The organism is Verrucomicrobiota bacterium (assembly GCA_016200005.1).
Lineage (GTDB): Bacteria > Verrucomicrobiota > Verrucomicrobiia > Limisphaerales > PALSA-1396 > PALSA-1396.
In genome coordinates this window covers 1-13531 of record JACQFP010000003.1, presented here as the reverse complement: position 1 = coordinate 13531, position 13531 = coordinate 1, and the positions used below count along the sequence as shown (strand labels likewise).

Here is a 13531-nt window from a genome sequence, read left to right as displayed (position 1 = left end):
AAGGATTAGCAGAAGCGGCGCAGGTGGGAAAGCAGGTTTGCATTTGGCGAATTGCGCAGACTGACTCACTCTCCGGCCAGGCGGAACGCCTCGTCCTTTACAGAATCAGACACTCGAAATCCGGCTTCTGCCTCGAGCCGTTGCACAAGTTCTCTCACTGAATCAATCAGCCCGCGCCGCTTCGCTTCGACGGTCAAGCCCATCAACCCGACAACCCGGACGCCTTCGCGCATCGCGACCAGACGCCCCAGTTTTTCGTCGATCAGGAGGAGGTCGGCATGGCTTTCTTTGGCGAGCACGATGGCTTCGGCTTCGCCCAAGTCCAACTCGGCCTCCAAGCGTGCCACCATCGTGGCATCCACAACCTGCCGCACATTCAGAAAGCCGGGAATGTCTGCGTGGGTGCGAAGCAATTCTCGATGCACTGCCTGCGGGATCAACACCACTCCATGAAGCTTCTGCAATAAAGCTATCTGCCCGATGTGGATCAACGATGTGACAACCGACGTGTCGCTGACAACGATCATTTCTCGCGGAGCGCGGCCAGCGTGCGCAGGTCAGCCTGCAAATCCTCCACGTCGTAGTGAAGGGCGATGCCACGCCGTCCTAGTTCCCGCTGGAAATCCAGTTGCGTCAGGCGCGCAATTTCCGCCGCGCGGCCCAGCGTGGCGCGCCGCTCAGTGAAAAGACCCACGGCCAGATCGACCAAGGCCTGCGACTCGGTCAATTCCAAGCCGCGCAACACCTCATCCTGAACTTCGATCTTCATCGCTTTACCGTAACAGTCACGGCTCGAAACGGCAAGCGTTCCCCCCGCACGACCTTGTTGTAGAGGTCGCGCAATTCGCTGCGTTGAACGAAGAAAGTCACGCCGCCAATGTTAGCATATGCGGCGTCGCAGGGAAAGCGCGTTCCCAATAGACGGGGATTACTTCGCCGGAAGATGGTTCAGCAAATCAATCAGCGGCAACACCACCGCGATCAACGTTGGGAGCGTGATGAAAATCAAGACCGCCGTCGTGGAGGCGAAGAATCCCATCCAGGAACTTTTTACGCTGGATTTTTGGAACCAAACGTAAAGGCAGTAAATGAAAGCCAGCAGTGGCGGCACGAACATCAAATTGCCAAGCCCCATCATCATCCGCGTGAAGGCTGGCAATGCTCCATAACCGGTGGCCTGGTCGACCGCGCCAAGTCTCGCCAACATTCCTTGCGTCATCTGCGGGAGGTGGAGCGTTCCCCAGAGGAACCAGCAGACAACGCTGAAGAAAACAAGAATCAATCCGTGAACGATCATGTTCCACGGATTCCGATTCACTTTGGCGAACTCGGGTTCAAGTTTTTCCGGGCTGCCGGCGCGGTGCGTCGCGATGAGAAACGATTCCTCTGACGACAATCCCTTGCTTTGCAATTGCACCACCGAGTCACGGACGTGCGACTCCAACTCCTGTAGATTCTCAGCCTTCACTTGTGGTGATTGGCGGAGAAGTTCCAGCCAGCGCCGAAGCGCCGTGTTTAGGTCAAACTGAGAGACGTTTTCCATAAAGTTGCGAGGGTTTCGTGAACGGTTAACCATTGCTCTTTCTCCTCCCGGAGCGCCTTACGGCCTTCCTTGCGCAGCCGGTAATATTTCCGCTTCCGGCCGGTCTCGGCTTCGCGCCATTCGGCTTCAATCAAGTCTTGCTTCTCCATCCAATGCAGCACCGGGTAAAGCATCCCTTCCGTCCATTCGATCTTGCCGCCGGACAATGCCCGCACGCTCTGAATGAGCGCGTAGCCGTAGTTCTCACCGCCTGTCAACACGGACAACACCAGCGGCACGGTCGAGGCGGCGACGAGTTCTTTTGAAAGCATGGCAGAGTTATGCCTCACAGTGCAATGCTTGTCAAGGGGAATTTTTTACGCACTCTTACCGCAGTTTGAACCCGCGTGAAAACATTGCCTCCGCGGCCACGATGACGAGAAACACCGCGCTCACGATTGCGTTGAGGCGGAAGAAAATTAATCTGATTCAATTCATCCTTTGACCAGCCTCAAAAACTGCGCCGGGCGAATGATTTCAATTCCGAACGGTTTTTTCAAGACCAGCAAATCCTTGTCGTAGCTCACGATAAAATTTGCCCGCGCGGCGATGGCAACGGCCAGATAGGAATCGTCCTTCGCATCACGGCTGCGCGGTTTGCCCAATGGTGCGGGTTCGACCATTTTTATTTTCTCCAAATACCAGTTCAGTCGCGCGGCGGCATTATGTTTCGGTCGTTCCTCCCAAACCAAATGCGAAGAGACATCCTCGGCTTCCCGCAATGTTTCAGCCGATCCATAGGCGAAAAATTGTCGGCGCGCCAATTTTACAAAGCAGCGATACGCTTCGCCACTCCAGCAAACCGCCGAGGCAACCACATTGGCGTCAAGAACGACGCGCATTGCGCTCCTTCCGCAGTTTCTTTTGCAGGGCCACAACTTTTTCAATTTGCGCCTCGCTCGGTCCGGGCAGCGCGCCTTTGCCGGTGGATTCCAAAAATTTCAGGTCGGCTTCAATCTCGCGCTTCATTTTTTCACGCACCAAATCGCGGAAGTATTCGCTCGCGTTGCCATAATCACGCTCGACATTCTGCCGGACGAATTCGGACATGTGCTTGGGCAGCGAAATGTTCATAGTGTCCATTTTCATAACGGCAGTGTATATCTATTGCCATTCATTGGCAAGACGGTTTACCGCAGCTTGAACCCGCCCTTGAAAATCACTTCCGCCGCCACAACGACGAGGAAGACCGCGCTCACGATGGCGTTCAACCGGAAGAAGGCGACGTTGATCCAGTTCAGGCTGCGTCGCTTCGCAATCCAATGTTCCAGCACGAGGCAGCCGACGATGATGAGCCAGCCGATGGTGTAGGCGATGCGGAAGCGGCAGAGAAATCCGAAGACGAACAGCAGCCCGCACATGAGCATGTGCGCCAGGAACGCCGCTTGCAGCGCGTTCTTGGGTCCCCACGCCACCACCAGGGAGTGCAGGCCGTGCGACTTGTCGAACTCGTAATCTGGCAGCGCGTAGATGATGTCGAATCCGACCAGCCACAGCACCACTGCCACAGCGAGTGTGGCCATCCGTGCAATATCCACGGCATTAACATTCGTGCCCTTCACAGCGAGCCACGCACCCACCGGCGCCAACGCCAAGGCAAGGCCGAGATAAACATGCGTGTAATCCGTGAACCGTTTTGTGAGCGAATAGAAACAAATGACCAGCAGGGCGACGGGCGAGAGGTAAAAACAAAGCGGGTTCAGGAAAAAAGTCGTCGTGATGAATCCGGCACCGGACAACCCACAAAGCAGAATCGCGCTAACGAGTGAGATTTGGCCGGCGGGCAAATGACGTTTGGCCGTGCGCGGATTCTGTGCGTCAAATTTTCGATCCACGATGCGGTTGAACGCCATTGCGCAGGTTCGCGCACACACCATCGCGGCGAGGATCAAAAGAAAAATTCGCCAGCCTGGCCAGCCGCGGTTTTCCCGCGCAGCAACAAGCATCGCCGCCAGCGCGAACGGCAGCGCGAAGACTGTATGCGAGAAACGCACGAACGAGGCCCACTTTTGAACAGCGGAGAGCATTTTTAACCGCAGATGAACGCAGATGAACGCAGATAAGAAACGACCAGATTCGGCAGGTCATCGCTCTGAATGGAGCGCGTCAATCTGAACTTGCCGGAGTGCCAAATGCACCATCTGCGTTTATCTGCGTTCATCGGCGGTTAGTCCTTCTCTTCCGCCCAGCGCGGCGCGAGTTGGTTCGACACGCCGAGATGGTCCAGCACGCGGGCGACGACCGTGTCGGCCAGATCGGTAATCGTCTTGGCGCCGGAATAAAAACTAGGATTTGCGGGAATCAGCGTGGCGCCCGCCAGCAGGAGCAGTTCAAAATTTTTCACGTGAACCAGACTGAGCGGCGTTTCGCGCGGGACGAGGATGAGTTTCTTTTTTTCCTTCAACACCACGTCGGCGGCGCGCAGCAACACGTCCTCGCTGTAACCATGCGCGATGCGGCCCAGTGTTCCCATGGTGCAGGGGATCACGACCATCGCATCCGGCGGATTCGAACCGCTGGCGAAGGGGGCGTTCATGCTTTTCAAACTGTGCGATTTGACGCCTTCCGCCAGGCGCAAGCCCTCGGGCAGCTCCTCGGCAATGACCTGGTGCGCGTAGTTGCTCATGACGACGTGCAGTTCGTGTTGGCGTGGATCGAGATTATCCAGCAGGCGCTGCGCGTAAAGCGCGCCGCTGGCCCCTGTGATGGCAACAAGAATTCTCACACGATCAGGCGTTGTTCGTAACTGTCGTCAACTATGACGACGAGGGAGAGTGTGGGCAAGCGGGTTTAAAATACCCAAGCACCCAAATACCCAAACTGGCTTGCGCACGACCTTGGGTATTTGGGTGCTTGGTCAAATTGAATCCGCTTGAGTCGGAACGGCGCATCCGCACAATGTCGGCGTGTCGTTTTCAAACAGACTGTTTCTGTGCGGTCTGCTGGCGCTTGTGGGTTGCAGGACTGATCAGCGACCGGCAAACGTAAACCATGTTCCTGACTGGGGAATGGCAGAGAATGTGGAACCTGGCCAGATTGTTGCGTTAGAATTGACACCGTCACCTGCCCTGGCCCTGGCGCCTTCGAACCTTCCACCACCAGTTGTGGCTTCCACGTGGACAAATCGATTCACCGAAACCTGGGTCTCATTGATTCGCTGGAGCCAGTCCAATGGCTTCGGTAGTTTTCAGCGGATCTCACCGGCCACCACGCCGACTTACGCATTGACGACGAGCAACGGCGTACTCGTGATCCGGGCGGACAATCTCACGGCGCGCTGGAACGGGCTGGAACTGCGTCTCGGTTTCGCGCCGCAAATGATCGACAACCGTCCGTTCGTTCATCGGCTGGACTTGCAAAAAAATATCCTGCCGCTGATCAACAGCACAATCGTTTCAGACAAAACCAATCGCGTCATTGTCATCGATCCGGGACACGGTGGCGGGGATGCGGGCACGCGAAGTATTTTCGATCACCGTTACGAAAAGGAGTTCACGCTTGATTGGGCGCGGCGATTGGAAAAGTTGCTCGTGACCAACGGCTGGCGAGTGGTCCTCACGCGCACCAACGACCGCGAGGTCGCCTTGACGAATCGAGTAGCTGTGGCGGAGCGGGAGAACGCCGATCTTTTCCTCAGCCTGCACTTCAATTCGTCCTATCCGGACAGGGAACAGACCGGCTTGGAGACTTACTGCCTGACGCCGGTGGGCATGCCGTCGAGTTTGCGCCGGGGCTTTGAAGATGATTCAACTCGCGCCTTCGTCAACAACGCTTATGATGCGCAAAATCTACAACTCGCCGTCCGCCTGCATCGCATGTTGCTGAAAGTCAACGGCAGCATGGATCGGGGCGTGCGACGCGCGAGATTTCTGACCGTGTTGCGCGGACAAAATCGCCCGGCGGTGCTGCTCGAAGGAGGTTACTTGTCGAACCCCAAGGAAGCGCGTTTGATTGCCGACCCGGCGCATCGGCAGAGGTTGGCCGAAGCCGTGGCGAAAGCGTTGATGCCCCCAACAGAAATCCGCGTTGAGAAATTGGTGAACGGAAACGCGACGAAGACGAACGAATCTTCAGCTTCTGACCGACCGCCGACCGAACCTAAAAATGAGCAATAAACCTCAGGTCATCGTCACTGGTGGCGCCGGCTTCATCGGTTCGCACCTGGTGGAACGATTGCTGGCGGACGGCAAGGCGGTGACGGTCATTGATGATTGCTCGACGGGTAGCCGCGATAATCTTCGCGCCGTGATGAGCCATCCCGGTTTGCGGTTTATTGATTCAAAAGTTTCCGCGTGCCGCGAACTTGCCGCTCTCGCAGCAGACGCGGAGTCGATCTATCACCTGGCTGCCGCGGTGGGGGTAGAGTTGGTCGTGAACTCCCCCATTCGCGTCATCGAAACGAATCTGGAGGAAACCGAAGCGGTTCTGGAGGCTGCATCGCCGCGTCGCGTGCCGGTCTTGCTCGCGTCCACATCCGAGGTTTACGGCAAAAGTCAAAAACCAGCGTTCAGCGAGGAGGATGATTTGCTGATCGGCCCGCCGCACCACAGCCGCTGGAGTTACGCCTGCTCGAAGTTAATGGATGAATTTCTCGCTCTGGCGTTTGCCAAGGAGCGTTCGTTACCCGTGGTGATTGCGCGATTGTTCAACACCGTTGGGCCGCGACAAACCGGTCGTTACGGAATGGTGTTGCCACGATTTGTGGCCGCCGCCAAGAGCGGGCAGCCGCTCAAAGTGTTCGGCGATGGCCACCAGACCCGCTGCTTTTGTTATGTGCGCGACACGGTGGAAGCGTTGGTGCGTTTGCAAACCTGTCCTGCAGCGCACGGCGAGGTCTTCAACGTCGGTAGCACGGAGGAAATCTGCATTGGTGACCTGGCGAAGTTGGTGGTGGAGATTGTGGGTTCGAAATCGCCGATTGAACGGGTTTCTTACAACGACGCTTACGCGCCGGGATTTGAAGACATGCTCCGGCGCAAGCCGCTCATCGATAAACTGGCCAAGGCGACCGGATTTCGACCGACGACCTCGTTGCGAACCATCATCGAATTGACAGCCGCGGGCACTGTGTGAGCAGGCGGAGGCGAAGTTTTTCCTCGCGGCTAGTTTATTGCTGTTTGGGCGTTGAAAATTGCGCTACGGTGCTGAAACAAAGGATTGAGTTATGAAACCACAGGTCAAGCTGACGAACGAACGGGCGCATTTTCTTCTGAAACTCCGGCGCATTTGTTTGGTGATGATGTTGTTGGTTTCAGCGGCAGGTTGCAAAACCTCCGATGACGCGGCCGCCAGCCATCCGCCCGATCCATACTGGCATGACCCGTATTACCGTCCCTATTACGGCTACGACGACTATTATTACGGCCGGCCTTACCCGCCTCCTTCCAGTAGTGGAAACTCACAACCCGAAATCAGAACCGAGCCGCGCGCGCCGCAACCGGCGTTGCGGCCACCTGGCGATCCGTTTCGCGACAAACCGTCGTTGCCGTTTCCATGAAGCTGGCCGCGGACACTCTTAATCTTTCACAAGTTTGCCGTCCCGCTGCAGGCGAAACCTTTGTCCGCGCCATTCAAGGTGATTGCCCGTGAAGGCGAGCAACCACAAGGCCGCTTGCGACAAATCCTTCACGGGAACGAGCCACAAAGAACCACGGTGCGCTGTTGACCGGGTCAATCGCCCGTGATTGTTCAGTGCTGTGAGCAGGCGAACCAACAGGCAGAGGACAAAGAACGGTGTACTGCGAGGCAAAGCAAACCACCACAGCAGCGGCCACAGCGTCGCATTGCTCAGGATACTGAAGAAATACGGCAGCGGCTGACAGGCGCGAATCGTGCGCGCCCAGCGGAGTTGATGCCGCCAGACTTCGCGCCACGTTCTCGGTGCTTCCCAACATTCGACGACAACCGGACACAGTTCGATGCGCCAGCCGGCCCGCACAATTTTATTTCCGAGTTGGTAGTCGTCGGCGAGATAATCGGCGAGCGCTGCAAAACCGCCGGTTTTTTGCAACGCCTCGCGTTTCATCGCCATCACTGCGCCAAGGGCAAAGCCGAGCGGCTTGAGCGTGCGCGATTGCAGGACCTGGCTCCAAAAGTCGGCGTTGATGGCGATGGCTTCCCACTGCATCGACAGCGTCGAGGGATTGGCCAGGCAATAGAAACAATTCACCAAACCGACTTCGGCCTGGCGCAGCGGTAACATCAAATTTGTCAACAAATCCGGCGGCACCCGCACATCGGCGTCGCTAATCACGAGATAGTTGTGCGCCGCCGCGCGTTCGAGCTGGATCAACGTCGAAACTTTGGCGTTCGCGCCGAGCGACTCCCCGCAAACGATCAGTTCGGCTTCACACGCCGGATGTTCCTTGATCAACTGCCGGACAATCGCACAAACGGGATCGTCCGCCGAAGCAACGCCAAACAGGATTTGCACTTTGCCCGGATAATCTTGCGTCAACCAAGTGCCCAGACACCCGGTAGTTTCCGAGTCGCAACCCTTGAGCGGTTTCAGCAATGTGACGGCGGGCACGAATGACGTGTCGGTGAGGCGTTGATGCAGCGGAAAGCGCCGCGCGGCAAGCCATTGCCAGATGGTGATGAGAAAACTGAGCAGGGCGAGCGACCCTAAGAAAGTTGTCCAAAGCATCGGCGGGATTCTGGCCGCTCAAAGCAGAAAGTCGAGCGCGCCGTTTTCCATTTCAGTCCAGCAGATTAAATCAACTCACCTTTTTCCAGGTGAATGGAGCGCGAACCAAACGCCGCTGCCTTGGGATCGTGCGTGACGATGATGACCGTCTTACCGGCGGTCTTGCTCAACGATTGGAGAATCCCCATGACATCTTGCGCGGATTGTGAATCGAGATTGCCGGTCGGTTCATCGGCGACGATGAGGCTGGGATCGGTCACGAGCGCGCGGGCGATGGCCACGCGCTGTTCCTGCCCGCCGGAAAGTTGACGGGGCAAATGTTTCGCGCGGTCGGCCAGCCCGACCAACTCAAGCGCGGTGTTGACCTGCCGGCGGCGTTGCGCGCCGCTCAGTCGTGTTAACAGCAGCGGCAGTTCGACATTCTCATACGCCGTCAGGACGGGAATCAGGTTGAACGACTGGAAAACAAAGCCGACGTTATGATTGCGCCAGTCGGCCAGTTCGGATTCGTTCAGCTTCGTGACATCGACGCCCTGGACGCGGCACTCGCCGTTCGTGGGCCGGTCAATGCCGGCGATGATGTGCAGCAGCGTGGATTTGCCCGAACCGGACGGTCCCATCAACGCCAGGAATTCACCGGCCTGAATATCCAGCGAAATGTTGTTGAGCGCCGTGACCTTGATTTCACCCTGTTCGTAAACTTTCGAGAGACTGCGGATGGTGACGATGTTGTTGTTCGGCGGGGCCATAAAGCTTGAACCATTACCAAAGCGAGAGAGAAAGGCGAATAATCTCGTCCAACTCGGCTTTGGAGTCGCCGCCGCCGAAGGTGAAGGTGCCGGTGAGATGTTTCCAATCGTCGGGCGACAGGCCGTAAAGTTCGCGGGTGATGAAAACTTCCAGCGCGGCGCGTTCCTTCACGTTTCGCGGGTTTTTCAAGAGCTTGGTGGCGGAATCAGCCAGCTTCTTTTTCTGCGCGGTGGGAAGTTCTGGCACGGGTAGTTCGTAAATGTAGAACATGTTTACCGTCGCTGACATTTTGCTGCGGATGTAGTAATTCAGCGTCAGCGAATCCAGCAGGCAAAGAACCGACCGTGCTTCCTCGGCGGTTAGCGGTTCTCGAGACAGTTTGCCGGCCTTGGTCAATTGGTAGCTGGCCGGAATCAAATAACTCACGGTGTCGGAGCAATAAACTCCCGCCGGCAGCAAAGTGGCAATGATGGTTCGTTCGTTGGTTGAACTGCCAACGCGCCGGAAAACCACGCGTTCAAAATCGCAATCAAGCTGGAACTTTTTTGCCTTCCAAAGCTCGGCCAGAAATTTTTCAAACTCGTCTTTCTTGGTCGGAACTTTCTTGCCTTCGACCTTTTGCACCTCGCTTTCACGGATGAATTGGCCGAGCCGGTAAAGCTCCTTGCGGAGCAGTTCGGGGCGGACAACTTTGTCTTCGGCATGAAAAACCCGTGCGGCAAAATCGCCGTCGAACTGCTGGATCATCTTCCCTTCGTAAATCACGGACTCGCCTTCGCGGAGCTTGCGTGCAGGCTCCTTGAGATAGAACTCCACATCGTCTGCCGGGTGCAGTTCGCGCCGGAATTGGTAGCCAAGTTCACCAAGCAATTTGTGTTCACCACGAATCCTGCCAGCTACGGCGTAATCTTCCGCCGAACGGAATTCCATCACAGAAAGCATTTGGGGCGAGAAACGTCGCAACATCTCGACGCTGTAATGTATCGGCGGAGCGAAGGCATCTTTCGGATCGCGGAGGTAAAACCTCGCGTCGAACGCGTGGTCTTTGGGCGTGGCCTCGCCTTTAACCACTTTGAAGAAGCCGAATTTGAAGCGGTTGTCCACGTCCGGGAAAATATGTTTCGTGCGTTCCTTGCCATCCACGATTTCCGGGTAGCCGCGATTCTCAAACGAAGTCAGCTCATCCATCCGGTGTTCGCTGATGAACCAACGGCGGAGATCAGCGCAGCCTTCGTCGGTCTGGAATCCGCTGGGCACAAGCAGCGAGAATTGCCCGCCCTGCCGGACGAGCGAGAGGTCGCGCTCAATAAAAAGTTTGAAGAGATTCCAGTCGCCGGTGCCCTGCTTCTTGAAAGTCTTGCTGAAGTATTCCTTGTTGCGTTCGTAGTATTCCTCATGCGCACGCCAGCGGGCGGCGAATTCCTTGTTCGCTTTCAATTCCTCTACGAACCACTTGTCGAACGTCGGGCCGTCCATGCCCAGCTTGCTGAACTGCGGTTTGCCGCGATAAAAGTTGGCGGCAAATTCCTTGCGGATGGGTTTGAACCCTTCCCACGGCGGATTGCCGATGATGCCGTCGAAGCCGGCGAGTGCTTCATTCGTAGCAGCCGACGTGAGTCGGCTCTGACTTTCTTTCGTCGCTGCGGCCTCGGCTGCGGAAGAATGAGCGGGTGGAGCACGAAACCGGCGGGTTCACAGGGCAGGTTTTCGCCCTGAAAATGTTCGACCAGATTGGCGCGGAGTTTGGCGCGCAAGGCAAGCGCCTCGTCCAGCGGCGCATGGTTCATCGGATTCTCGATGTAACACGCGCGGAGGTCCGACAGCTTTTTCAATTCCGCTTTATGATACTCGGCGAGCCACGCGGTCTGCTTTTCCAGTTCCACGTCCACGAGCGAGTCGGCGCAATGAAAATTCAATTCGAGGTTCGGGAGAATTTTGACGACGTCGGTTTTGAGGAGGCGATAATTGTAATCGGCGGGCGAAAGTTTGACGGCTTCTTTCCAGATGTTGGTCTTGGCGACTTCGAGCGCGCCGGGGTCTTTATCCACGCCGAAGATGTGGCGCAAAAGGATTTGGGCGATGAGAACGCGGCGGTTGTCGAATTGGTGGCGGCGGCGAAAGGCGAGCGCGTTCTCAACATTGGGCGGGAGTTCGGCGAGATACAGTTCGCCGTTGTCCGGCTTCAGGATTTTGCCGACCCAGGCGCTGGCCGAATCAATGCGCTGGTATTGCCGCCAGAAGGCGCGGAGGACTTTGATGAGAAATCCGCCCGAACCGCCGGCTGTGTCGGCGACGCGGAGTTCGGCCAGCAACGCCATGAGTTGGTCGGCGCGCGCGAAGTCGCATTTCTGGCTACCAACGGCGTCGCAGATTTCGTCCACGATTCTGCCCGCCAGTGAATCCACGAGCGAATCCGCCATGGGCGCGGTGATGCCGGCGGGCGTGTAGTAGATGCCTTCGTCCTTGCGGTTGGCGGCGAGGAACATTTCATAGCTCTTGCCGAAGATGTCCTCGTCTATGCGGCGGTAATTGTAATGGACGATGCCGCGGCTGTAAGTCTGGTCCCAGGAGTTGAGGCCGAGCACGAAGTTCAGCTTGTCACAAAAACGCTGGAGATTGGCGGGGTCTTTATCGAGCCGTTCCCAGACGCGGGCGGAGAAGATTTCCGTGTCGTAGTATTCATCGAAGAACTCTTCGAACTGATCGAGAAACTTGGGAACGATGCGGTGCGGGCCTTTGGCCTGCCAGTCGCGGGTGTGTTGCGCGTAGGCGTCCTGCGTGTAGCGATAGGGGACCAGCCCAAAGTCCTCGATGGTGCGGGCGAAAATGAGTTTATTGATGAGGAGAATGATGGATTCAGCGGCGAGGTCCGGCGGCGTCCATTTGACCTTGTCGAATTCGTTGAACCAGTGCCGGAGGTCATCGAAGAACTGGCGTTCCAATTCGGGTTTGTCCGCCGTGTCTTCCAACCGGCGCACGGCGTCGAGCACACTGCGGTTATCGCGGCAACGGCTGAGAAAGTCCACGAACGGCAATTCGGCAAAATGTTTGCCTTCAAAGAAAAAGTCGCGCGTGCTGAAGCACCACGCCGTGCGCAGGTCGGTGAGAACGAGGTATTCGTGATCACGCAAATACTTTTTGACCTGAGCGACGTGGTTTTTTGGATTGGCGTCGCTGCGCCAAAGTGCGTCCGGGCCGTCGCGTTGAAACAGTGGCTTGAGTTCAAGGGGAAGGGCCTGCTCCATCGGTTCAGGCAGCATGAAATCCACGAAGCCTTCCATGACGCCGACCTGGCGGGTGGGCTGGAAGCCCAACAGATCTTTGCAAAGCGCAGTGAATAAATCTTCGGCGGCGGATTCCGGCTTTGCGTTGTTCTTTAGATCGAGCAGATACTTTTCAATGGGGGCGTAAGGCGAAGGTTGGCGCGCATCCGGCGCGAGCGGCAGGAACTCAATGCGCTCACGCTGGGTGAGGTCTTGGAGGGCAATGAGTATGTCGTCAGGTTTCACCGGAAATAAATCGATTGCCGATGATTCTCGACAGGATACAAACCTTTTCAAGAACAGACTGCCATCGAGCAAACGTCGGTTACGATTCTTCGCAAAGCAGGCAATTCAGCGATTGGACAATCGCGTGGCAGCCAATCCAACCTTGCGCGGGTCGTGCGCGCTGCTATGGTCGAAGCCACTTCAAACGATATGCACCACGGAAAAGTTTCGCCGGAAATTGCGGCCGGATTGCTGGCGCTCAAGAAGCGCATCACGGCCGCGAAAGTCCCGTCCTCGAAACTGGACGAGACGCTCAACCTCGCCAGTTGGAACATCCGCGAGTTCGGCAAGGTGCGCCGCAGCGATGCCGCCATTCATTACGTCGCCGAAATCCTGGGTCAGTTTGACCTTATCGGCATCGTCGAATTGCGCGACGATCTCACCGACCTTGGCCGAGCACTGAAAATCCTCGGCCCGTACTGGCGCGCAGTTTATTCCGACATGATTCCCGACGCCGGCGGCAACCGGGAGCGGCTCGGCTTCATCTACGACAAACGCGCGGTCATCTTCAACGGCCTCGCCGCGGAAGCCAGTCCACCGCGCGCGAAACTTGGGTTCGAGTATCTTCCCGACAAATCCTTCTGGCGCAGTCCTTACCTGGCGTCGTTCAAGTCGGGCAATTTCGACTTCGTCGTTCTCACGACGCACATCCGCTGGGGCGAGAGCAACGAGGCGCGACGGCAGGAGATCGAGAGGCTCGCCGATTGGATCGAAGGCAAGCGTCTTGAGAAAACGAACGAAGACAAGGACCTCATCGTGATGGGCGATTTCAACATCCCCTCGCTGACATCGCCGCTCTACAAGGCCGTCACCAAGCACGGGCTCAGCATGCCGAAGGCACTGGCCGGCATCCACGGCTCGAACCTCGCCAAGGACAAGCGCTACGACCAGATCCTGCACGACCCGGTCTTCACCAAATCCTTCAGCGATCTCGGCGGCGTGCTCGATTATTTCGGGACCGGATGGGGCAGGCTCTATTCCGAGGCCAAGTCCGACACGGACGAC

16 protein-coding genes are annotated in these 13531 nt (G+C 56.9%); 4 read left to right on the top strand and 12 right to left on the bottom strand.

Annotated features, from left to right (window positions below):
• Positions 1-65 precede the first annotated feature (65 nt).
• The 8 genes from HY298_00670 to HY298_00635 all read right to left on the bottom strand — a co-directional run bounded on the left by HY298_00670 (position 66) and on the right by HY298_00635 (position 4307).
• Entirely contained in the window at positions 66-527 is a 462-nt protein-coding gene (locus HY298_00670; protein MBI3848793.1) for a DUF3368 domain-containing protein, read from the bottom strand.
• Positions 524-769 carry a UPF0175 family protein gene (locus HY298_00665; protein ID MBI3848792.1) on the bottom strand — a complete coding sequence of 82 codons (246 nt, stop codon included), beginning with the start codon at positions 767-769 and terminating at the stop codon, positions 524-526. The genes HY298_00670 and HY298_00665 overlap by 4 nt, the downstream gene beginning before the upstream one ends.
• Positions 770-928: 159 nt before the next feature.
• Positions 929-1543, bottom strand: a complete 615-nt coding sequence (locus HY298_00660; GenBank protein ID MBI3848791.1) for a hypothetical protein — start codon at positions 1541-1543, stop codon at positions 929-931.
• On the bottom strand, positions 1516-1854 hold the full coding sequence (locus HY298_00655) for a helix-turn-helix transcriptional regulator (protein MBI3848790.1): 339 nt from the start codon (positions 1852-1854) through the stop codon (positions 1516-1518). The genes HY298_00660 and HY298_00655 overlap by 28 nt, the downstream gene beginning before the upstream one ends.
• A gap of 162 nt (positions 1855-2016) precedes the next feature.
• The gene (locus HY298_00650) at positions 2017-2424 is read right to left on the bottom strand and encodes a putative toxin-antitoxin system toxin component, PIN family (GenBank protein ID MBI3848789.1); all 408 of its coding nucleotides are present in this window, start codon (positions 2422-2424) and stop codon (positions 2017-2019) included.
• Positions 2408-2671, bottom strand: coding sequence for a type II toxin-antitoxin system ParD family antitoxin (locus HY298_00645; protein MBI3848788.1), 264 nt, complete (start codon positions 2669-2671; stop codon positions 2408-2410). Before HY298_00645 ends, HY298_00650 begins: the two co-directional genes overlap by 17 nt.
• A gap of 41 nt (positions 2672-2712) precedes the next feature.
• A complete protein-coding gene (locus HY298_00640) occupies positions 2713-3609 on the bottom strand; it encodes a UbiA family prenyltransferase (GenBank protein MBI3848787.1) in 897 nt (298 codons plus the stop codon).
• Between the two features lie 140 nt (positions 3610-3749).
• Positions 3750-4307, bottom strand: a complete 558-nt coding sequence (locus HY298_00635; protein ID MBI3848786.1) for a UbiX family flavin prenyltransferase — start codon at positions 4305-4307, stop codon at positions 3750-3752.
• Positions 4308-4686: 379 nt separating this feature from the next.
• On the opposite strand from HY298_00635, the gene HY298_00630 reads away from it, so the two are divergent.
• The 3 genes from HY298_00630 to HY298_00620 all read left to right on the top strand — a co-directional run bounded on the left by HY298_00630 (position 4687) and on the right by HY298_00620 (position 7079).
• Positions 4687-5697, top strand: coding sequence for an N-acetylmuramoyl-L-alanine amidase (locus HY298_00630; GenBank protein MBI3848785.1), 1011 nt, complete (start codon positions 4687-4689; stop codon positions 5695-5697).
• The gene (locus HY298_00625; protein ID MBI3848784.1) at positions 5687-6655 is read left to right on the top strand and encodes an NAD-dependent epimerase/dehydratase family protein; all 969 of its coding nucleotides are present in this window, start codon (positions 5687-5689) and stop codon (positions 6653-6655) included. The genes HY298_00630 and HY298_00625 overlap by 11 nt, the downstream gene beginning before the upstream one ends.
• Positions 6656-6746: 91 nt before the next feature.
• Positions 6747-7079: a hypothetical protein gene (locus tag HY298_00620; protein MBI3848783.1), complete on the top strand. Its 333-nt coding sequence runs from the start codon at positions 6747-6749 to the stop codon at positions 7077-7079.
• A gap of 18 nt (positions 7080-7097) precedes the next feature.
• Here the strand turns inward: HY298_00620 and hpnI are convergent, their stop codons facing one another.
• The 4 genes from hpnI to HY298_00600 all read right to left on the bottom strand — a co-directional run bounded on the left by hpnI (position 7098) and on the right by HY298_00600 (position 12487).
• Complete coding sequence (gene hpnI, locus HY298_00615) at positions 7098-8228, bottom strand: bacteriohopanetetrol glucosamine biosynthesis glycosyltransferase HpnI (GenBank protein MBI3848782.1); 1131 nt, start codon at positions 8226-8228, stop codon at positions 7098-7100.
• Between the two features lie 65 nt (positions 8229-8293).
• On the bottom strand, positions 8294-8977 hold the full coding sequence (locus HY298_00610; protein MBI3848781.1) for an ABC transporter ATP-binding protein: 684 nt from the start codon (positions 8975-8977) through the stop codon (positions 8294-8296).
• Positions 8978-8990: 13 nt separating this feature from the next.
• Entirely contained in the window at positions 8991-10454 is a 1464-nt protein-coding gene (locus tag HY298_00605; protein ID MBI3848780.1) for a hypothetical protein, read from the bottom strand.
• Entirely contained in the window at positions 10421-12487 is a 2067-nt protein-coding gene (locus HY298_00600) for a hypothetical protein (GenBank protein MBI3848779.1), read from the bottom strand. The genes HY298_00605 and HY298_00600 overlap by 34 nt, the downstream gene beginning before the upstream one ends.
• 189 nt (positions 12488-12676) lie before the next feature.
• Here HY298_00600 and HY298_00595 point away from each other — a divergent pair.
• A partial coding sequence (locus tag HY298_00595) for an endonuclease/exonuclease/phosphatase family protein (GenBank protein MBI3848778.1) occupies positions 12677-13531 on the top strand: 855 nt, incomplete at its 3' end.